Here is a 21,331-nt window from a genome sequence, read left to right as displayed (position 1 = left end):
TGATATAATAAAACTATAATTATAGATTAGCCCGTGGAGGTATAAGCATATGAATCCATTAAAACAAAAGCTAGATATTAACAATGAACGTTACAGAATTATTGTGTCCATTAAAGAAGATTATTTAGATGGTAAATTGTCCTTAGAAGAGGGCAATCGCATTTTAAAAGAGAAACTAGGTACTTGTACGCCTGATGAATTTGCTTACGCAGAGCAAAGCTTGAAAGGTGTTTACAAGGACGAAGAAATCCTAGAGAAAATGGATGATCTCTTAGAATTATTTGATGGCGTTTTGGTACGTGCCGAAAATGAGTACCCTAAAAATCATCCATTGTGGGCGTACTTGGAAGAAATCAACGCTGTTGAGAAGGTAGCCCTAGAAGCGGATGAATTATTAAAGCAAGAGAAGTTTATCAAAAATCCGTGGCTCGGTGTTTTTGATTCCTTAGCAGAGTGGAGAACACATCTGTCTCGTAAGCAAAATCAATTGTATCCAATGCTTGAGGATCACGGCTTTGACCGTCCAACGCGCATTATGTGGACCTTTGATGATGCTGTGCGCGATGCTATCTCTGCATCCTATGCATTGCTTCGGGAAGATAAGTATGAAGAATTCCTAGCGTCCGTACCAGAAACTTTGGCGAAATTACGGGATTTGAATTCTAAAGAACTAGAAGTCTTATTGCCAACGTCTTATAAATTGTTGAGTGACGAAGAGTTTGTGCGGATGAGTAAAAATGACCATGAAATTGGTTATGCTATCATCAATGCGCCAGGCTTATATGTAGTGCCAGGTATCAATGATTCTGCGGCACAATTGAATGGCAATAATTCAGCTCAAGGTGGTGCTGTATCTAACGAGTTCTTAAATGATTTAGCCGGCTTGCTATCTAAATATGTAGGTCCTGTTGGTGGTGCGCCCGTTGGTAAGGACGCAGTCCTCGATGTAGCAACGGGTAAATTGACATTAGAGCAAATTAATTTGTTGTTCCGTCATTTACCGGTAGATTTATCCTATGTAGATGAAAATGAACTAGTTAAGTTCTACAGCGATACGGCACATCGTATTTTCCCTCGCAGTGCGAACGTTATCGGCCGTGAGGTGAAGAATTGTCACCCAGCAAAATCTGTTCATATAGTAGAAGAAATCGTAGAGAAGTTCCGTTCTGGCGAACAAAGCCAAGCGGAATTCTGGATCAATAAACCAGGCTTGTTCATCTATGTTATCTACACCGCAGTACGCGATGAAAATGGTAAATTCCGCGGCGTATTGGAAATGATGCAAGACTGTACTCATATCCGTGAACTGGAGGGTTCCCGTACATTGTTGACTTGGGATAAAACTGATTTTGTAGGCGATGGTGGTAAAGAAAAATCCTTGGCTCAAGAGGTAGAAGAAGAACCATTAACAACTGATGCAAATGGTCGATTCCATATCGATGCAAAAACAACATTGTCAAATCTAATTAAACAATGCCCGGATATTGTAGATCATTTGATTTCTTTAAATCCTAAATTTGAGAAATTAAAAACACCTATGGTAAAAGTAATGGCTAAGGTGGCAACAATCAAGATGATGGCAGAACGCGGCGATTTTGAGGTAGATGATCTAATTAGCAAAATCGATGCATTTATCAATAAAGATAAGAAATAATTGTACTTTTAAACCTTGAAAAGAGACGAGGACTTTGGACCTCGTCTCTTTTATCTGGCCAAATGTGTTGCACTAATTCGAAATAAACATACATTAATTTCCTATAAATCATCTGTTTTATGTATACAAATTTGATTGAACAGGGTAAAATAGAAAATAATGAAAGTATTTGCCTAAGCAGTGTTTTCATATACAACATTACTTTTACAAGAGAAATTACTAATATATTAAAAGGTGAGGATCTAGATACTATGTCTACAAGACGCGTTTGGAAGCAAAGTGAAATCAAAACAAATCCATTATTTTCTATGATGCGCAGTACAATTGAAACTGCATTCTATGGGAACAATGTAACTCCTGTAACATCTGTGGCACAAGCGTATCAACTAGCCTCTGAAGAGCCAGGTGTTATCGTCCTCGATATGCCAGTATTTAAACCATTAGAACAAGGTTTGCCAGCTGATGCAAAGGTCCTTGTTACAAATGATGGTAAAACTACAGGTCGTTATGCTAAAGCTCGTCGTATTATTGGAGACGAGGGCATCGATGAAGTTGAACTCGCGAATATTGCACGTGATGCTGTGTATGATAGCCGCAATAAAGAGTGGATTTCTGCAGAATCTATCGTTGGTCTTGATAAAAAATTCACAGCTCGTGCTCATTTGATGATTCCAAAAGATCACGCGTCTATTTTGTATTCTTGGCTCATGAACTTCAAGTTCTTTGATGCAGCTGTAAAAGAATTCTACAATGACAGTGTAGAGATCCCAGAAGGCGACATCTATATTTACTCTGATCCTGACTATGTTGTACCAGGTCATCCAGGCGGTCTTGCTATTTTTGACCCTGCGCATAACTGTGCTATGATTCTTGGTATGCGCTACTTTGGAGAGCATAAAAAAGGTACACTTACACTTGCGTGGTCCTTGGCAAATCGTTTCGACTATGTTGCTTGCCACGGTGGCATGAAACGTTACAACCTTGAAGGTGGTAAATCTTACACTATCGGTGTATTCGGTTTATCTGGTTCCGGTAAATCCACATTGACTCATGAAAAACATGATGGTCGTTATGATATCTCTATCCTGCATGACGATGCATATATCATCAATACTGAGGATTTGAGTTCTATTGCTCTTGAACCTACGTACTTCGATAAAATGCAAGATTATCCTGTGGAACATCCTGCTAACGAATTCTTGTTGACGCTACAAAATGTAGGTGTAACGATGGATGAGGATGGACGTAAGGTTGTACTGGCCGAAGATGTGCGAAACAGCAATGGTCGTGCTATTAAATCTCAATTCTGGACAGATAACCGCGTAAACTACGTAGGTGAACCTGTTAATGCCATAGTATGGCTTATGAAAGATAAAACATTGCCACCAATCCTTAAGATTTCCGATCCTGTATTGGCTTCTACAATGGGGGCAACCCTTGCGACTCGTCGTTCTACAGCAGAAAAACTTGATGCTCACGTCGATCCAAATGCGCTTGTTATCGAACCATATGCAAATCCATTCCGTACATATCCATTGGTTCGTGACTATGAAAGTTATAAAAAATTATTCTCTAAATGTGGTGTAGAGTGCTATATCATGAACACCGGCTTCTTCTTGGAAAATAAAATTCCTAAAGAAGTTACTCTCGATTTGTTAGAGCGTTTAGTAGAAGGTACATTAGAATTTAAACCGTTCTGTGAATACGAAAATCTTTCTTATGTAGAGGTTCCTGGTTTTGAACCTCCATTCGAAGTACGCGAGTATCATCACCAATTGCACCAAGCTTTTGAGTTCCGCTATGATTATGTAGAAAAACTTAAAGGTCATAAAAACGAATTACCTCAAGAAGTATTGGATGTACTTAAATCTTTAATGTAATCTAAAAATTAAAAAGGGCTGTAATAGAATGCGGTTTTACCGCATACTATATGTAGTTCGTTTAACTTATAAGACATACCAAGAAATTTAGGTTTGTAAGGCACTAAATTTCTTGGTATTTTTTTATTTTCCCCATGTATATGTAACGTATATTTTAGTAATATATAGTTATAATAGAAATAATGTTTTATTATAAGACTTGTATATGTACATAGTTATAAGGACTCGTATATGGACATAAAAGACATTAAATATATTAGTACCATCGTTGAGATGGCATCATTTTCTAAGGCATCTAAAAAGTTATATATTTCTCAGCCGGCGTTGAGTCAGGGAATTCGTCGCATTGAAGCAGAGCTAGGAGTTACGTTGTTTGTTCGTGATCGTACAAAAGTCGTGCCAACGGCTGCGGCGTTACAAATTGCAAAAGAGGGCATGCCGTTAGTTTTAAAGGCGGAGGCTTTAACGCAATCTATCATTAATCAAGGCACAGATGTAGCCTATCATGTGCGTATCGGCTTGTCTCAATTTTATGGACATCATATGCTCGGGAAAACATTGAAAAGCTTTCAACAGATTGAACCGTCTTGGGAGTTCCATGTTGTAGAGGGTGAATCTCACTTCTTGGAACAGCAAATTTGTGATGGTTTAGTAGATGTAGGGTTATTCCCAACGCCGATTTATTCTCAGGATCTTGAAAGTTATCCCGTTTTAGATGAGCAGATTTTATTGGCCATTAGTGTGGAAAATAAGAAGGCTATAGCCATTGCAGATTCTCTCATGACTGGTGATGGAATTCGAGAAATTGCACCCTTTGGAGCATTTCCGTTTATTTTGCTAAGAGAAGGACTCAAATTACGGACGTTGGTAAACCGTTTATGCCAAGCGGAATGCTTTGTGCCCAAAGCCGTCATTGGCTCTGAAACTCTAGATTCATGCCGGTCCTTGGTAGAAGATGATTATGGTATTACATTCTTGCCGAGCACGCTCAATAGCAAGGGGGATGACGATAAGGTTAAATTCTATCCTCTTGCATCGAAACTTTGTTTCCGCCAATTAGTTCTTGTGGCAAGGTCTGATCGGGCAAAACGTTTCCATTTATCTGAAGTAGCACATATCATGCAGCAATTTTTGTAGTGCATAGGTATAAAGATATTTAGGTGGCATATCCTGAGGGGAGGATCATATTAATAAATTAATAATTAATACATAAATTAATACGTAAATCAATCAATTAATCAATAAAATAAAGAGACTAATTCCTGTAAAGTTTAGGAATTAGTCTCTTTTTATTTATGAAAAGAAACTGAAAAAATCGAATTTAATAAATATAGTAATTATCATATTCTTAGATATAGATGCGTCAAAAATTTCTCAAATTTTAATTGACAAATGTCTTTTCAGAAAATATACTTAAAGTGATTTAAAACATATTTAGGAGATAGGACTTAAAACCCATCATTGTAGTGGATTTAAAGTGAATTAAAAGTAGAATATGTTTTTTGTTTTTATTGGTTGGCCTATGTAGGCCCCTAGGAGGTTTCAAATGAGTAAAGATGTGGAAAATAAAAATACCCATGAACACAATCATGGTGAACAACATGGTCACGACCATAATCATGAACATCATTGCCACTGTGGCGGTCATGGTCACGACCACGATCATCAACATGACCACGATCATGACCATGGTCACGACCATAGTCATGCAAAGGCTCTTCCGACGGATAAATGGGTGCCACACACTCATGAACCAGGGGTACCTCATGAACATGGTGTAAATGACTACATGAAAGCTGTTGCTGAGTATCGTAAAACATGGCCTACAAAACAAGATGTAATTGAACAAACACCAGATCCTGCTGTGCGTGAAATGATTCTTCGTATGGAGCAAATCGGTTGTGATACGGTATTTGACCGCTTTGATAAACAACAACCACAATGTACATTTGGTATTGCTGGTATATGTTGTCGTATCTGTTTCATGGGCCCTTGTAAAATTACACCTAAGAGTCCTCGTGGTGTCTGCGGTGCGGATGCTGACCTCATCGTAGCTCGTAATATGACACGTGCTGCTGCAGGTGGTTTGACTCAACATGGTGCACATGCTCGTGAAATCTTGATTTCTTTGAAAGCTGCTGCTAATGACCAATTGGACATTCCAATTTTAGGGGAAGAAAAAATCCGTACTGTATGTAAGGCTTTCAACATCCCTGAAGAAGGTCGTTCCTTGAAAGAAGTGGCTAATGATTTAGCAGATGTATTGCTCGAAGATTTGAGCCGTGCATTGCCAGGTGAATATAAAACAATTACAGCTATGGCTCCTGCAGAGCGTCGCGAAGTTTGGAAAAACTTGGATATCTTGCCTGTTTCCGCATACAATGAAGCCTTTGATGCATATCATCGTACAACCGTAGGTACAGATGGCGATTGGGAAAGCAATATGAAACAATTCTTGCGTTGTGGTCTTGCTTTCACATTCACAGGCGTAGTAGCGGCAGACATTGCTACAGATGCATTGTTCGGACAAGGTGGTCGTCGTACTTCCAAAGTTAACATCGGTGCCTTGAAAAAAGGGTATGTTAACATCGCTGTTCATGGTCATTTACCAACATTGGTATCCCAAATTTGTAAAATTGGCGCCTCTGAAGAATATTTAGAAAAAGCAAAAGCTATCGGCGCTAAAGGTATCCAATTCTACGGTATCTGCTGCTCTGGTTTGTCCAGTATGTACCGTTATGAAAATGTTATTCCATTGTGTAATGCTATCGGTGCTGAGCTTGTACTTGGTACAGGCGCTCTTGATTGCTGGGTAGCTGACGTTCAAGACGTGTATCCTGCTATTATGGACGTAGCACGTTGCTTCAACACAAAGGTTATCACTACGTCTGATGCAGCTCGTTTACCAGGTGCTGAACACATCGGCTACGATCATCATCACACTAACTTGGCTGAAACAAAAGATTTGGCTTGCAAAATTTTGGATCGTGCTCTTGAAGCGCATGAATTGCGTAAAGGTATGCCTGTATTCATTCCGCCATACGAAATCACAGCAGAAGTTGGCTTCTCTCCAGAATCCACTGTTAAACATTATGGTTCCTTCAAACCATTGGCAGAGGCTTTAAAATCTGGTAAAGTTCGCGGTATCGTTAATGTAGTAGGTTGTTCTAACCCTCGCGTTATCTACGAAAAAGCTACTGTAGATATTGTTGATACACTTATTAAAAATGGCTGTATCATCCTTACAAACGGTTGTGCATCTTTCCCATTGATGAAACTTGGCTATTGTAATACAGATGCTAACAAGAAATGTAGCCCTGCATTGCAAGAGTTCTTGGGCGATGATCAACCACCAGTATGGCATGTGGGTGAATGTGTAGATAATGCGCGTTCCTCTGGTATCTTCGGCGGTATTGCTGCAGAACTTGGCCTTAACTTACCTCAATTGCCATTTGCTATGTCTAGCCCTGAATGGTCTAACGAAAAAGGTATCGATGCATCCCTTGGTTTCCGCTTGATGGGGATTAACTCTTATCACTGTGTTGAGCCACCTACACAAGGCTCTGATGCCGTTACAAAATGGCTCAAAGAAGACACTAAAGATATCTTAGGCTCTGTTATGTATGTAAATACGGATCCTGCTAAAGTAGCTGAGAAAATTTTGGCAGATATCGATGAAAAACGCGCTGCTTTAGGTTGGGCTGAAGTAAAATAGTAAGATAGAAATTAGTAAATTGTAGTTTATAATAAAAAACGCTCAAAAGCGTAATGGTTATTGTATTTCCTTAAGCTTTTGAGTGTTTTTCTTTTTAAGAGAATATAGTATTACTTGTTAATTCGTGAGTCCTTATAAACCCTTTACTATTAACCCTTATGGTAATATGTATGTAGACTTAACAATATGTATAAGTTTATGAAGTAACGAAAAAAGGACTCTGTATAGAGTCCTTTTTTCATGTAAGGGGAGTGTTAGTATTAATATCAAATGAAACATGTATTTAAACAAGTAGTAGGTTTGGGGTTAGTATTACTTGTCGGGAGATAAATACACGTACGGCAACCAGGGAATTGTTACCTCTATCTATCATTTGACATTATCATTATAGGAATGGTAAATGAGTTAAAAATGAAGAAATTTAATAAATTTCTTTAAAATTCTTATATTTGTAAAAAACATGGTAATTAATTTTAATTATTGTTGATAAATATGGGACAATTTTGGTATTATATAAAGGAGAAGTTGTATATTTTATAAAGGTTTATCCACATTAAGCTTTTATAAAATATACAGCTCGATAGCATGAGAGGGGCAGTCATATGAGTAAAATATTCACCATATTAACACTTTTGTGGCTACTCAGTATAGGGGGGACTACTAACGCAACGGACTGGTACTATGTTGGACCAGATGCATCAGGAAACCAATTATTTATTGACAATGACAGTGTACAGAAGAGTGATTACGATGCGCTTTTGTGGCTGCGAGTTAATGAACTGGGTGGCGACGAATTGCGATATAAAGTTTATATCAGTAGATATAATCGAACCATGGAAACATTGAAGGTAGATGCGTACATGTCAGACGGGACGCCGTATGAGAATGTAGAATTTAATGAGAATCCTGAGCCCATTGCAGGGAACACAAATGGTCAAGCCATTTATATTTTATTATGGAAATAAAAGAACCATCTAGTACAGCAAACTAGATGGTTCTTTTTATGTGTAAAATATTTATAAAGCATTAGGGAATATTTTATATACTACATCCTCTACTGATGTAGAGAATGGTATATATAAGGTTTTTAGACTTGAGCTGTATTGCGAGTCAACTCCAAGTCTTGAATCATTTGGAGATCGTCTTGAGGTGAACGACCGCCAGTAGTTAAGTAGCCACCAACCATGATACCGTTTAGGCCACCTTTTAGAGCATAAGCTTGTAAGTCTCGTAGATTTACTTCGCGGCCACCTGCAGTCCGTATCAATGCGTTTGGCAAGATGAAACGGAATACAGCGAAGGTACGTAAGATATCCAATGGACGTAAAGCTTCGTTGCTTTCAAATGGAGTCCCTTTAACAGGATTCAAAATGTTTAATGGTACGGAGTCAATATGTAAACGTTTAAGTTCGAACGCCATTTCTACGCGTTGTTCTAATGTTTCGTTAAGACCAAGAATGCCGCCAGAGCAAACACGGATGCCTGCTTTTTGTGCATTATCTATGGTAAACATTTTGTCTTCGTAGGAATGTGTTGTACAAATATCTGGGAAGTGACTAGGTGCCGTTTCGATATTGGAGTGGTATCGAGTAACGCCAACTTCTTTTAATTTGAGTGCTTGTTCGTAAGTTAACAACCCAAGAGAACAGCAGATTTCAAGGCCAATTTCATTTTTGATACGGCCTAATACATGGATGATTTGATTAAATTCATCAGGGTTATTAGTATTACGACCACTTGTTACGATGGAAAAACGAATTGCACCAGCCTCTTTAGCTTTACGTGCTGCTTGGAGAATGCTTTCTTCATCCATGAAAGGATACTCCTGAACGCCTGTGTTGTGGTGTGCGGATTGAGCACAGAATTTACAGTTTTCAGGACATTTGCCGGACCGAGCATTAACAATGGCACATACATCCACAGAATTATCATTGAAATGTTGGCGAATTTTATCAGCCATAGCGAGTAGAATCATGGTATCATCATCTGAAGTATGAATCAGCTCGATTGCTTCTTCTTTTGTAATTTCGCCGCCGTTCATGATGCGGTTTGCAATGGTAAGAATTTTTTCGTATGTACCCACTTGGGATGGTTGTTGATCTATAGGCAAAGCCATAATAGCCTCCGGGAAATTGTTAACTTAATAAAAACATAATATATTGACAATTTGATTGTAAACGTTCATGTATAAATTGTCAACTTAATACATGAATTGGTTAACAAAAGTAATAACATGTTATGATTCATATCTTATGATGAGAGAATATGAGCTTATCTTATAATTTATATTTATTAATAGTTAAGAGAAGTTTAGTTTAACTATATCTTTTTGATGCTAAATGATAGTTATTTTTAACTTATCTTTAAGGTTTTGTAGTATAATAAACTATTGTAATTACTATATATAACTATAATAAAAATATTAATGGAGGAGTGGATATAGATGCAGCCGTTTCGATTTATACACTGTGGTGATCTGCATTTAGGGGCACCCTTTCAATATGCTACAGGTATTAGCAATGCTGTTGATCGCGCCGTAAGTGAAGCAACCTATGTAGCCTTAGATAAAATTATTGATACTGCTATTACAGAACATGTGCATGCTGTCGTAATAGCTGGAGATATTTATAATAGCGAAGACCATAATTTAGAGGCTCAAGTCCGTTTTGTGCGCGCCATGTATCGCTTGGCTGAGCATCGTATTGATGTTTATATGGTACAAGGTAATCATGATCCTGCTGAAAGCTGGAAAGCGCAACTGCAGATGCCAGATAATGTCCATATATTTTCTAGCGAACAGGTACAGCGTTTCCCGCTCATCGTTAATAATATAGAAATTGGTGGCGTATATGGCATTAGTTGTGGTCATGGTAATGAAAGCGACAACTATGCTCGTCAATACAGAGCTTTTGAACGGGATGAGTTTTCCCTTGCTGTCATGCATGGTACTGTAGGTTCTAGTGTAGGCTCTGAAAATCATAATGTAACAGGACCTTGTAACTTAACTGATTTAACAGAGGCTGCCATGGATTATTGGGCATTGGGTCATATTCATAAATCTCAAGTTCTTAGCGAGGAACCTCTCGTAGTTTATGCGGGTAATTCGCAAGGATTGCATCGTAAAGAACATGGACCTAAGGGATGTTATCTTGTATCCGTATCTCATAATGGTCATTGTGATTTGCGATTTATCGACACCTGTGCTGTTCGATTTGAGGAAATCAAAATCGATATTGCTGGCATGCAAAATGAAACAGATTTCTTAGAGATTTTGCGGCGTAAAAAAGAAAACTTGCGAAAGCAACATAAGAAAAACATCTTGTTGTCCCTCGTTTTGTCCGGAACGGGACCTCTACATCGCCTATGTACGCAAGAGGGGATTCGAAAACTATGGTTGCAAGAGTCTCAAAATGAAGAGAAAGGCAAATCTATATTCGTTATGCCTTACCGTATTATTTCTAATACACGACCTAGTATTAATCTAGTTGAACGACGTTTATTAACAGATGTAGTAGGTGATTACTTGCGTGCTTATGACGATATGGTAGATGGAGATGCGATACAGATTGCGCGTCAAATCATGGCTGATCGTCCTGAATTTAAGCGCTTAGGCGCATATGCCGATTTATTGAGTGATGAATTATTGGCACGAGCTTTGAAACGTTGTGAAATTGAAGGTGTTACTGTATTGATGGGGGCTAATGATGAACATTAAACGTATACGATTTGATGAATTTGGCCCGTATCGCGACTGGTCTTTCACCACGGGTGACAATGGGGTTCAACTCATGTATGGCCCTAATGAAAGTGGTAAAACATCCTTGCTCGAAGGGATGCGCACCTTGTTATTTGGCGGTACTCATAAGGCTTATGGCCCTATGACGGGGGCCCTTGATGTGGACCGTAATGGTGAAAGTTACTATATCGGTCGTAAGGGTAAGCAGTTAGACTTTTACAGCCCTGGTCATCCTGCCATCCATGAAGAGCCGGCTCAACATTGGTGGCATGGCATCGATAAAAAAACATATAACCGCATATTTGCGTTAACATTAGACGATCTACAAGGCCTTGATGTATTACAAGAGGTAGAGGTTCGTTCTCGATTCTTTGGCGCCGAAGGGGGAGAACACTTAGGTGGAGCTGTTAAGGATGTTGAAAAAGGGGCTACAGACCTACTTGTAGCATCCTCGAATGGTAAACGTCGCATCAATGTATTGATGGATGAGCTTAAAGAAAACCGTCAAAAGTTGAGTCAGTTGGCGGAGCATGAAGCGCAATATGTGGAATTACAAACCGTCTTTCACAGTACGGAGCAAACCGAAATGGAATTGCAAAATCAGTTGAAAGAATGGAAGGAATATCGGGATGGTATCGATGTAGTATTGCGTGCGTGGGATACATATCGTCGCAGTGAAGAGGCGCGTATGCACATGCAGCAGTATAATAGTGAGCTCGCCTTGAGTCGTGATGAGTTCCTACGTCTTGATGAAGAAATAAAACGGGCTCGTGACAATATGCAATTATGGCAGGAAAAGGAAGCGGCATTGATGCCCGCCAACTTTAGTCCTGATAGCCCATTTGGAACTTACGGCCAAGATATTGAAGACCTTATTCAACAAGGTGCTAAATGGGAGCAATTACGCCGTGAGTGCGAAGAAGGCGATGCGTACATCCGTAAGGTTAGAGAACAATTAGAGTTTTCACGCACCTTACATTCTGCGTGGCGTCACGATGAGCCAATGGCAGAAGACATTAATTGGTTTGATGGAGAACGTTTGGCAAGTCGTTTGCGCACCGCAAAAGAACAACTTTTACATTGGCAAGACCGCAAACCTGCAGAGGCTACCGATGAGGTGCCGACGGCGAACCTTGAAGGTGCAACTTTACCTAACTTTAGTGAAGAAGAATTAGCTAAAAAAGAATATTTAGAACGTGAATTAGATCGTATCTTAATGGATATAGATCAAGTAGAGGCTAGACTAGAGGCTAGACGGAATAGTTATGGTTCAGACGCACAGCCCACAATTCTGCCAAAATGGCTACAACGCATTAGTGGTATAGGTGCTGTTATAGCTGTATTGGTAGTATTAGCAGGCCTGTTGGTTCTTGAATCTGCATTATATACTATAGGTGGTTTTATTTTCTTGATTCTATCTATGGGGCTATTCTGGTATGCTACCTGGAGGCTTCATAATGGTAACTCTGATGTGTCTAAATTAAACTATGAGTTACAAATTTTATCTTCCCGTAAATCTGATGTAGAACATCAGCTAGAGGCTTTGATCAAGGCTGCTACACCTACAGTGAGCCCTATACCATCCTTAGAAGGAGAGGCACATCTTGAGCGTTGGATTCAGGAAGGGCATACCTTACAAGGTATTTATGATGAAGCCCTCGCAGCATGGCAAAACTGGTTACCCCGAGGGGCGGCTAAGAGCCTCAACGAAGATGATTTCTTCGGCCTTAAGCAAGAGTATGATCAATATCATGAACAGTTACGTACTATTGAAGGTTATGAAAAACGTTTAGCGGAGCATAAAGAAGGTCTACGCATTATTGAAGACCAAGCGATGACCTTGTGGTATAACCTTGGTGTAGAGGCGCCAGTATCTCCAACAGAGCTAAAACGCATTTATAACCAATATAAGAGTTTTCAACAAAATAAAATTGTATGGGAACAAAAGGAAGCACAACGTAAAAGCTTCCGCAATGAATACGATAATTGGCACCGCAAGGAAAAAGAACTACTCCTTCGCCAAAAAGAATTACTCCATAAAGCTGGTATGGAAAGTTCCAACGAGTATCGTCAACATCTTATCGATGAGGACCAATATAAACAGTGGCAAACTATCTACAAGCAAAGTCAGGTACAGCTGGATTTACTTGCTCCTGATGCGGAGAATAAAGACCTGTTCTATCGTCGTTTGCGAGAAGGCAACAAAGATAACTGGTTAGATGAATTGGCTCACTCTGAGCATGAAATAGCCTCTATTGAAGATAAATTGGCTACCTTGTACGAGCGCCGTGGTCAAATCGTTGAAGCAATGCGTACACTTGGATCTGACCAGGAGCAACACCAAATGTTGCAAGAACGAGAGGCTTTACAAAGTGAATTAGAGTCTGCTCTCGAAGATTGGGCTACGCAAGTATTGATAAGCCATTGTATGGATAAGGCTCAACAATCGTATGAACAAGAAAAACAACCTCATATGTTAGAGCTTGCCTCCTCTTATGTTGAAAAACTAACTGGTGAGAGGTATACGCTTGATATTCTAGGCATTAATAAAGGGGTAGCACTTATCAACAACAATGGGGAACGACTAGAACTTAAATTCTGGTCTAGTGGTCTAGCTGACCAAGTATACTTGGCATTGCGTCTTGCCCTAGCCAAGGTATTCTCTTATCAAGTAGAATCCTTGCCGATTATCTTGGACGATATTTTGGTGCGTTTTGACGAAAATCGTCAACGTAGTGCCTTGGAACTGTTGGCTGAGCTTGGAAAGAATCAACAGATTTGGCTCTTTACCTGTCAACGCTCCGTATATGATATGGCTCAATCTATTATGGGCATCGATTGCCATAGACTAAGTCGTAGCTAAATGAAATTTGGACTTGAATTAAAGACTCAGTCAAATTAAAGTAGTGGTTACATTACAGTACTAGTAAATTTAACGACATACTTGAATTAAAGTCTTAGTTAAATCAAAGTGGTAATGAAATAATAATCCCTGTGGAGGCACATGCTTTCACAGGGATTATTAGGGATTATTAAAGAATAAATAATGTGTGTGATTGTAACCAAAGTAACTGTTTTAGTTACCATAGTGTGTTAGTATACATTTAGAACGAAAGGGGTTGAGTACTTGAACACAGCTTATTTGGACATGATCCAAGGGAAGAACCCTGGTGTAACGCCTGTGTGGTATATGCGTCAAGCTGGTCGTAGCCAAGCGGAATATCGCAAAATCAAAGAGAAATATTCATTATTTGAAATTACAAAAGAGCCCGAGTTATGTGCTCGTGTTACGGAATTACCTGTTAAGGAATACGGCGTTGATGCGGCAATTCTCTACAAAGATATCATGAGCCCAATGGTGGCTATGAATGTAAATGTTGAGCTCAAGGCCGGTGTGGGTCCTGTGTTTAGCACGCCTATCCGTTCTATGGCTGATGTAGAGGCTCTAGATTCCTTTGATCCTACCAAGGTAGAGTATATCGGTAAAACGATTACACTCTTAACATCTGGCATGCTCGACGTGCCACTCATTGGTTTTTGCGGTGCGCCGTTTACGATTGCATCCTACCTTATCGAAGGGGGACCAACGAAGAACTACAATAAGACTCGTGGCATGCTCATCGGTGCTCCTCATGTGTGGAATGCATTGATGACTAAACTGGCGGACATGTCCATTGCGTACTTATCCATGCAAGCCGAAGCGGGTGCCAATGCACTTCAAATCTTCGACTCTTGGGTAGGGGCTGTTAATGCAGATCAGTATAAACAAGGGATTTACCCTCATATGGAACGAATCATTAAGGCTGTAAAAGCTAAATATCCTCATTTACCAATGGCCATGAATGGCGTTGGCACTGACCATTTGGTGTCTATTTGGTCTCATTTGCCATTAGACGTCATTGCCCTTGATTGGCGTAGTTCCATTGTTATGGCGAATGAACGGGGTGTAACGCAAACCGTGCAAGGTAACTTGGATCCAGCGTATCTGTTCGGGGACGAAAAAACATTGGCTCACGAAGTAGATCGTATTTTGCTCGAAGGAGTTCGCTATGGTCGCCATATCTTTAATTTAGGTCATGGCGTATTCCCCGAGGCAGATCCTCAAAAACTCCATTGGCTAACGGACTATGTGCATGAACGTAGTCGTGAAATTTGGGCTCAAGAGAGGTAAATTAGTGAAAGTAGAAAAAAAAGGATTATTATTCCTGTCTTATGGTAGCCCTTTAAGTAAGGATGATTTAGTACCCTATATGACGAGTATTCGTCGTGGCCGTGTACCAACGAAAGAAGAGATTGCTAATCTTACTAAGCGTTATGATACAATCGGTCAATGGGAAAATGTTGAACTTCAAACTATGGCAGAGTGCCAATATAGAACCTTGCTTACTCTGTTGCCGACTATGCCTTCCGCTATTGGTTTTTTACACATGAAACCGTCCATTGCAGATGCAGTTGACTCCTTAGTCCAGCAAGGAGTGGAGCATATTATCGCTATTGTAACGGCTCCATTCTTCACCGCTCTCGGTACTGGAGCTTATGAAAAACAAGTGCAAGTAGCTATTTCCAACCATGATAATATGACATTCGACTTTATCCGTTCCTGGTGGGATCAACCAACTTTCAAGGAATACTGGGTAAAAGCAGTTTCAAAGTGTGTGAATATTAATAAAGATTTATTTGTTATTTTTAGTGCTCACAGTATACCTCTTATCAATAATCATGGTGGCGATTCGTATGCGTTAGCTTTAGAGGAAAGCGCCAAAGAGATTGCTGAACATTGTAAATTACCGAAATGGACTGTGGCGTGGCAAAGTGCAGCTCCTCATGGACAATGGTTGGGCCCTACTGTAGAGGATGCTATCAACGAAGCCTTACAAACTGGTGCTGATCGCATTGTTTTTGTACCATTTGGATTTGTAAGCAATCACGTTGAGGTATTGTACGATAATGATGTGGAGTGTAAAGAACTCGTTGAAGCAAAGGGCGCAACATATATGCGTGCACCCATGCCAAATTGTAATGAAATATTTTTACAAGCAATGGCGAGTGCAATAATAGAAAGGATTCATTCGTGAACGTAACAATTGTGGGCGGTGGCTTAACAGGGCTAACAGCGGCTTATTATCTAGGTCATGCAAAGCCAGAATGGACCATTACTCTTTATGAACAAGCACCACGATTTGGTGGGAAAATACAAACGCAACATGTGGATGACTTCGTAGTGGAACTCGGTCCTGACTCCTACTTGGGTCGTAAAACAGAAATGACAGATCTTGTGCATGATCTTGGACTAGGGGATACCCTTGTGTCTAATGAAACAGGCCAAGCCTTTGTATATGATAAGGGTTCTATCCACCCAATTCCAGGCGGCTCCATCATGGGCATTCCTACGGAAATGATGCCCTTTGTGAAAGCAACGCTCATTTCTTGGCCTGGTAAATTGCGCGCTGGCTTAGATTATTTTAAGAAACCATACCAACTCGATGAAAATGGTGATGTATCCATTGGCCATTTCTTTAAATACCATTTAGGTCAAGAAATGATGGATAAACTCATCGAGCCCCTATTAGCGGGTATCTATGGTGGCGATATTTATAAAATTAGTCTATTGTCGACATTCCCTCATTTTATTCAAGTAGAACAAAAATATGGGAACATGGTAAAAGGTATGATGGCTGCTAAGATGAGTCACTCCAAAGCAGGTGTCTCTAAGGCCGCCAAAGGGTCTGTTACTGAAGGGGATGTTCCTCGAGCTGGTAAAGGAACCATGACGGACCGTCAATTTGAAAGTCACGAAGCTAAGACTAGTCAAGATAGTGCTGCTAGTAATAGTGTAAACGGCTCTAGCCATGTGACAAAGACTAGTTCTAATCATCAGTCTGCAAAGGCGCAAGCGGATATGGAAAGTAGAAAGGGTACTGCTGCTCAATCTGGTATGTTCCGTCAATTGACAGGCGGCCTTGAAAGCGTTATTACCGCTATCGTTGAGGCCATGCCTAGTAATGTACAGTTGTATACAGGTGCACTAGTTTCTGATATTCGGTATGTTGATGGTGTATATGCAATAGATGTAGCGAAGTCGTGTAACGATTCTTGTGGCTGTCAATCTACGGCAGAACATGTGATTATCAGTACGCCGCCGGCAACATATACTCAATGGTTCAAGGATGATGCGGGTTTTGATTTCTTGCGTTCCATGGAGCAATCTAGTTGCGCCATTGCTATCATGTCTTTTGATAAAAGCAACTTTGATGGTGATTTAAAGGGATCAGGTCTTCTCATTACTCGTAACACGAATACACCTCTCACAGCGTGTACCATTCTTAATCAAAAATGGCCACAAACTACGCCTGATGATAAGGTAGTGTTGCGCGTCTTCATCGGTAAGCCTGGTAATGATGTGGTAGAACGACTCAGCGAAGAGGAACTTTCAGAATTGGCAGTTAAAGAAATTCAACATATCATGGGTTTTTCTGTCAAACCTGAATGGGTACGTATCAATCGTCTCATTCACTGCATGCCGCAATATAATGTAGGCCATCGTGCAGGGATTAAAGCAGTCCGTGAACATGTGGCGGAACATTATCCAAATTTACACCTCATCGGTACGCCATTTGATGGCATTGGTATTCCTGATGGTGTAAAACAAGCAAAAGAACTCGTAGAAAAACTTGTGAATGACAAGTAAGATAGTGACTTGCTTAAAAGAGTTAGTATAGTATTAAGAGGCATAGGATTATCTTAGCCTAAAAGCAGTAGTTTAGTCTTAACTAAAGAATATACTAATAAAAAATCTCAATAGAAACTAAATTGAAAAGACTCTATATGCTATAATAGTAAGTGGAGTCTTTTGATTTCCGTAATTATAGATATACATTATTATTTTGATATAATCACCATAGATAGGAGTGATCATAATGGGAAAAGCAATCCCTACAGTAGAAGGTTGGCATAGCCAACACATGGTCTTTGCCATGGATTTCAGCGCATGGAACTGTTTTACAGAGGATGAAAAAGTAGCAGCGCGCAATGAATTAAAAGCATTCTTAGCTGACCTTGAAGCTAAACATCAAGCTAAAGAAGGTAGCTATGCATTCTATGATTGTAATGGAGCAAAAGGGGATTTAATTCTATGGATTCTCGGCCCATCCCTTGAATACTTGGCTCAAGTAGAACGTAAATTCCGCCGTCTTGCCATTGCAAGCGTATTAGTACAAACATACTCTTATACATCTGTAACAGAAGTAAGCACCTATGTTAAGGCTAAACTCGATACAGAGGAAGTTAACCAAAAACTATATCCTCATGTACCTCGCGATAAATATATCTGTTTCTATAATATGTCTAAAAAACGCGAAGGTGATGATAACTGGTTCATGCTACCACCTCAAGAACGTGGTGCATTAATGAAATCTCATGGCGAACTTGGTAAAACATATTTAGACGTTTTATCTGAATTCACTACAGGTGGCTGTGGCCTAGACGACTGGGAATGGGGCATTACCATCTTTAGTAATGACGACATCCAATTCAAAAAAATCGTATACGATATGCGCTTCGAAGTAGCCAGTGCAAAATACGGCATCTTCAGCGACTTCTATGTTGGTACCATCATCGATGATGCACTACTAGAAGAAATCTTTGGATAATAAAAAGGGACTGCGTTGCAGTCCCTTTTTTTCCCTCTAAAATGAAGGCTAAAATTTTAAACAAAAAATTTTTGTATTCTTTTTACTGTACTGTGTAAAATATAATTCACTATATTCGATTATCTTATTAATGGCTATATTTTTATAAAAGAGAACCCCGCATCGATCCGACTTACGAGATCAAGGCCCTAGGCCGCAGACCTGATAAGTATGGAGGAGAGATGCATGGTTTCTTTTATCACTTAGTATAGAAAAGTGAATTATATTTTGTTGTACTGTTCAGTAAACGTATAATTTTCTGTTCCAGAAAATTATACGTTCATGTTTGCACCTTTACGCACATAGAACCAGTAGCACACAGATACAGTTACAAGGTTGAACGCAAGTAATACAGCAAAGGCTGGGTGAATATTGCCGAACATGGAATATACAAAGCCAAAAATCTTAGGTGTAATGAAGGCACCGTATGCAGCTACAGCGGCTACGAAACCTGTAATTAAAGAGGAGAGCAATGGATTGCTAAATACGTGTGGAATCATACGGAATGTTGCACCGGTAGCAAAACCACAGCATACAAAGGTTAATACGGACATTGCAAAGAAGAATGGGAAGTTGTGCATATCTACACCAACTGCAATTAATGCGGTAGATGCACATAAGCCGATAAGACTAATAAAGGTAACTTTTGTACCACTATTGATTTTATCTGCTAACCAACCACCCACAGGACGAAGGGCACCTGCTACGAGTGGACCTACAAATGCGATAGAAGCAAATGGAATTTCAGGGAATTCTTTGCCTACTAATAGACCAAGTGCTGCTGCGTAACCAGAGAATGCACCGAAAGAACATGTATAGAGCAATGTTAACGCCCATGTGTGCTTGTTACCAAAGATTTGTACGAGGTTTTTAGGATTTGGTTTTTCTAGAGGTAGGTTATCCATGAAGCGAGTCATCAATGCAAGGATAACAACAAGAGGTACAACCCACATGAAAGCTGCATTAGCTAGATATACTGCGTTACCCTTAATAATTGTTGGCGTTACACCAAATACACTACCTAAAGCCGCAGATCCCATAGCAAATGGAGCTAGGAAGTAGATTACAGAAATGCCAAGATTACCAACGCCACCGTTGATACCAAGAGCTGTGCCTTTTTCAGATTTAGGGAAGAAGTTACCAATGTATGCCATAGAGGATGAGAAGTTGGCACCTGCTAAACCGATAAGGGCTGTTAAAATCATAAATGTCGCATAAGAAGTTGTTGTATCTTGTACAGCAAAGCCGAGCCACACAACAGGAACTAATAAGATAATTGTGGAAATAAATGTCCAGTTTTTACCGCCTAACAGTGCTGGCATGTATGTGTATACAAATCGCAATGTGGCACCTACTAGGCCTGGTAAGGCAGCCAATGTAAATAATTGATCAGTAGTAAAGTTAAATCCAGCGCTATTTAGCTGAGCCGCAATGGTTGCCCATAAGTACCAAACACAGAATGAAAGTGTTAAGGCAATAGTGGATATAACGAGGTTTTGTTTAGCAATTTTTTTGCCAAACTTTTCCCAAAATTCCGGATTCTCCGGTTGCCAATTAGCCACGATTTCGCTGCGGCTTGCACCTACTTGAGGCATTTTTAGTTCGTTCATTTTGAACTTCTCCTTACTGTAACAACTATACACGTAGACAAGAAAAATATATAAGATTATATATATATTAAAATCTAAAGAATTTCCATAGAAAGCATTCGATTTACTTACAAAACTGCGTTATAATTATTGTAGCATTAATATTTTTCAATGTCTTACATCACAGATATATTATATAGTGTAATTTTTTTTGTGAATGTGATGTAAAACACACATATTCTGAAATTAATAAGTTATAATAATCATATATATACGAAAAAGTATATAGTATACGTACTTTTACTATAAATAGATTAGTATAACTAATGGATTTTGTTATAAAAGTACTGTGGAGTGATAATGGTATGGATCAAGAATTAATTAACCAATTGCTTGCTTTGCCGGGTGAGGAACTACATCTTAAAAAAGGTGATTTTCTCTTCCGTGAGGGGGACAAGGCAGAATACTTTTACGTAGTAGTAAAAGGTAGAATGAGCATTAAGAAGTTCGAAGCTAGCGGACACATTTTTGCGTTGCGTTTAGTAGGGCCGAATAATGTAATTGGTGAGGTTCCGTTGTATGAGGAGAACACTAGAACATATGTGTTCAACGCCATTGCTCGGGAGGATTGCTCTGTTTATTGTATACGCTATGATGTGTTGGAAGGGGCTATTGCAAAAGACCATTCATTGGCTATTGCAATGATGAAAATCTACACTTTACATATGCGTCGTCAACAGGCAAAATACCGAGACTTGCTACTTTACGGCAAGAAGGGAGCATTCTATTCTACCTTGTTGCGCTTAGCCAATAGTTATGGTGTAAAGCGCGAGGATGGTATCTTTATTGATATTGCCCTAACAAATCAAGAATTGGCTGAGTTTGCTGCCACATCAAGAGAAAGTTTAAATCGCATGTTAAGTGAGTTACGTAAGTTAGGCTATGTAGCCTATGACAAACACCATCTAGTAATCTGTGATTTTGACGCTTTAATCGGATTACTTGATTTAGAGGTTGATGGTATTGACCCTAATATTAGTAATATCGAATAACAGGATTTTCTCCCTTG

At 39.5% G+C, this 21,331-nt stretch carries 14 protein-coding genes; 12 read left to right on the top strand and 2 right to left on the bottom strand.

The genetic code is table 11. From position 1 onward, the window contains the following. Positions 1-49 precede the first annotated feature (49 nt). The 5 genes from AAAT26_RS05150 (at position 50) to AAAT26_RS05130 (ending at position 8,214) form a co-directional block, all read left to right on the top strand. Entirely contained in the window at positions 50-1,654 is a 1,605-nt protein-coding gene (locus AAAT26_RS05150) for a PAS domain-containing protein (protein ID WP_349208949.1), read from the top strand. Between the two features lie 251 nt (positions 1,655-1,905). After that, complete coding sequence (locus tag AAAT26_RS05145) at positions 1,906-3,534, top strand: phosphoenolpyruvate carboxykinase (ATP) (protein ID WP_008715251.1); 1,629 nt, start codon at positions 1,906-1,908, stop codon at positions 3,532-3,534. Between the two features lie 231 nt (positions 3,535-3,765). Further along, on the top strand, positions 3,766-4,671 hold the full coding sequence (locus AAAT26_RS05140; protein WP_004697697.1) for a LysR family transcriptional regulator: 906 nt from the start codon (positions 3,766-3,768) through the stop codon (positions 4,669-4,671). A 409-nt stretch (positions 4,672-5,080) separates the two neighbouring features. Further along, positions 5,081-7,249 carry an anaerobic carbon-monoxide dehydrogenase catalytic subunit gene (cooS, locus tag AAAT26_RS05135; protein ID WP_349208948.1) on the top strand — a complete coding sequence of 723 codons (2,169 nt, stop codon included), beginning with the start codon at positions 5,081-5,083 and terminating at the stop codon, positions 7,247-7,249. Between the two features lie 602 nt (positions 7,250-7,851). Next, entirely contained in the window at positions 7,852-8,214 is a 363-nt protein-coding gene (locus tag AAAT26_RS05130) for a hypothetical protein (protein ID WP_008603073.1), read from the top strand. A gap of 122 nt (positions 8,215-8,336) precedes the next feature. Here the strand turns inward: AAAT26_RS05130 and bioB are convergent, their stop codons facing one another. Continuing rightward, the gene (gene bioB / locus AAAT26_RS05125; RefSeq protein WP_060919357.1) at positions 8,337-9,365 is read right to left on the bottom strand and encodes a biotin synthase BioB; all 1,029 of its coding nucleotides are present in this window, start codon (positions 9,363-9,365) and stop codon (positions 8,337-8,339) included. Positions 9,366-9,692: 327 nt separating this feature from the next. Between bioB and AAAT26_RS05120 the strand changes: the two genes are divergently transcribed. The 6 genes from AAAT26_RS05120 to hemQ all read left to right on the top strand — a co-directional run bounded on the left by AAAT26_RS05120 (position 9,693) and on the right by hemQ (position 18,634). Continuing rightward, the gene (locus tag AAAT26_RS05120) at positions 9,693-10,964 is read left to right on the top strand and encodes a metallophosphoesterase family protein (RefSeq protein WP_123138385.1); all 1,272 of its coding nucleotides are present in this window, start codon (positions 9,693-9,695) and stop codon (positions 10,962-10,964) included. Then, a complete protein-coding gene (locus tag AAAT26_RS05115) occupies positions 10,954-13,848 on the top strand; it encodes an ATP-binding protein (RefSeq protein WP_349208992.1) in 2,895 nt (964 codons plus the stop codon). Before AAAT26_RS05120 ends, AAAT26_RS05115 begins: the two co-directional genes overlap by 11 nt. Before the next feature lie 264 nt (positions 13,849-14,112). Continuing rightward, positions 14,113-15,156 carry a uroporphyrinogen decarboxylase gene (gene hemE, locus AAAT26_RS05110; RefSeq protein WP_105086893.1) on the top strand — a complete coding sequence of 348 codons (1,044 nt, stop codon included), beginning with the start codon at positions 14,113-14,115 and terminating at the stop codon, positions 15,154-15,156. 4 nt (positions 15,157-15,160) lie between these two features. Continuing rightward, positions 15,161-16,060: a ferrochelatase gene (hemH, locus tag AAAT26_RS05105; protein ID WP_105086894.1), complete on the top strand. Its 900-nt coding sequence runs from the start codon at positions 15,161-15,163 to the stop codon at positions 16,058-16,060. Continuing rightward, entirely contained in the window at positions 16,057-17,673 is a 1,617-nt protein-coding gene (gene hemG / locus AAAT26_RS05100) for a protoporphyrinogen oxidase (RefSeq protein WP_349208947.1), read from the top strand. Before hemH ends, hemG begins: the two co-directional genes overlap by 4 nt. Before the next feature lie 229 nt (positions 17,674-17,902). Beyond that, positions 17,903-18,634 carry a hydrogen peroxide-dependent heme synthase gene (gene hemQ / locus AAAT26_RS05095; RefSeq protein ID WP_004697700.1) on the top strand — a complete coding sequence of 244 codons (732 nt, stop codon included), beginning with the start codon at positions 17,903-17,905 and terminating at the stop codon, positions 18,632-18,634. 311 nt (positions 18,635-18,945) lie between these two features. On the opposite strand, the gene AAAT26_RS05090 is transcribed toward hemQ, so the two are convergent. After that, complete coding sequence (locus AAAT26_RS05090) at positions 18,946-20,283, bottom strand: MFS transporter (RefSeq protein ID WP_349208946.1); 1,338 nt, start codon at positions 20,281-20,283, stop codon at positions 18,946-18,948. A gap of 344 nt (positions 20,284-20,627) precedes the next feature. On the opposite strand from AAAT26_RS05090, the gene AAAT26_RS05085 reads away from it, so the two are divergent. Then, positions 20,628-21,314: a Crp/Fnr family transcriptional regulator gene (locus AAAT26_RS05085; RefSeq protein ID WP_155086319.1), complete on the top strand. Its 687-nt coding sequence runs from the start codon at positions 20,628-20,630 to the stop codon at positions 21,312-21,314. The last annotated feature ends 17 nt before the right edge of the window (positions 21,315-21,331 follow it).

The sequence above is a fragment of the Veillonella parvula genome (assembly GCF_040094895.1).
Classification (GTDB): Bacteria; Bacillota; Negativicutes; order Veillonellales; family Veillonellaceae; genus Veillonella; species Veillonella parvula_L.
This window is presented reverse-complemented; position numbering and strand designations above follow the sequence as displayed.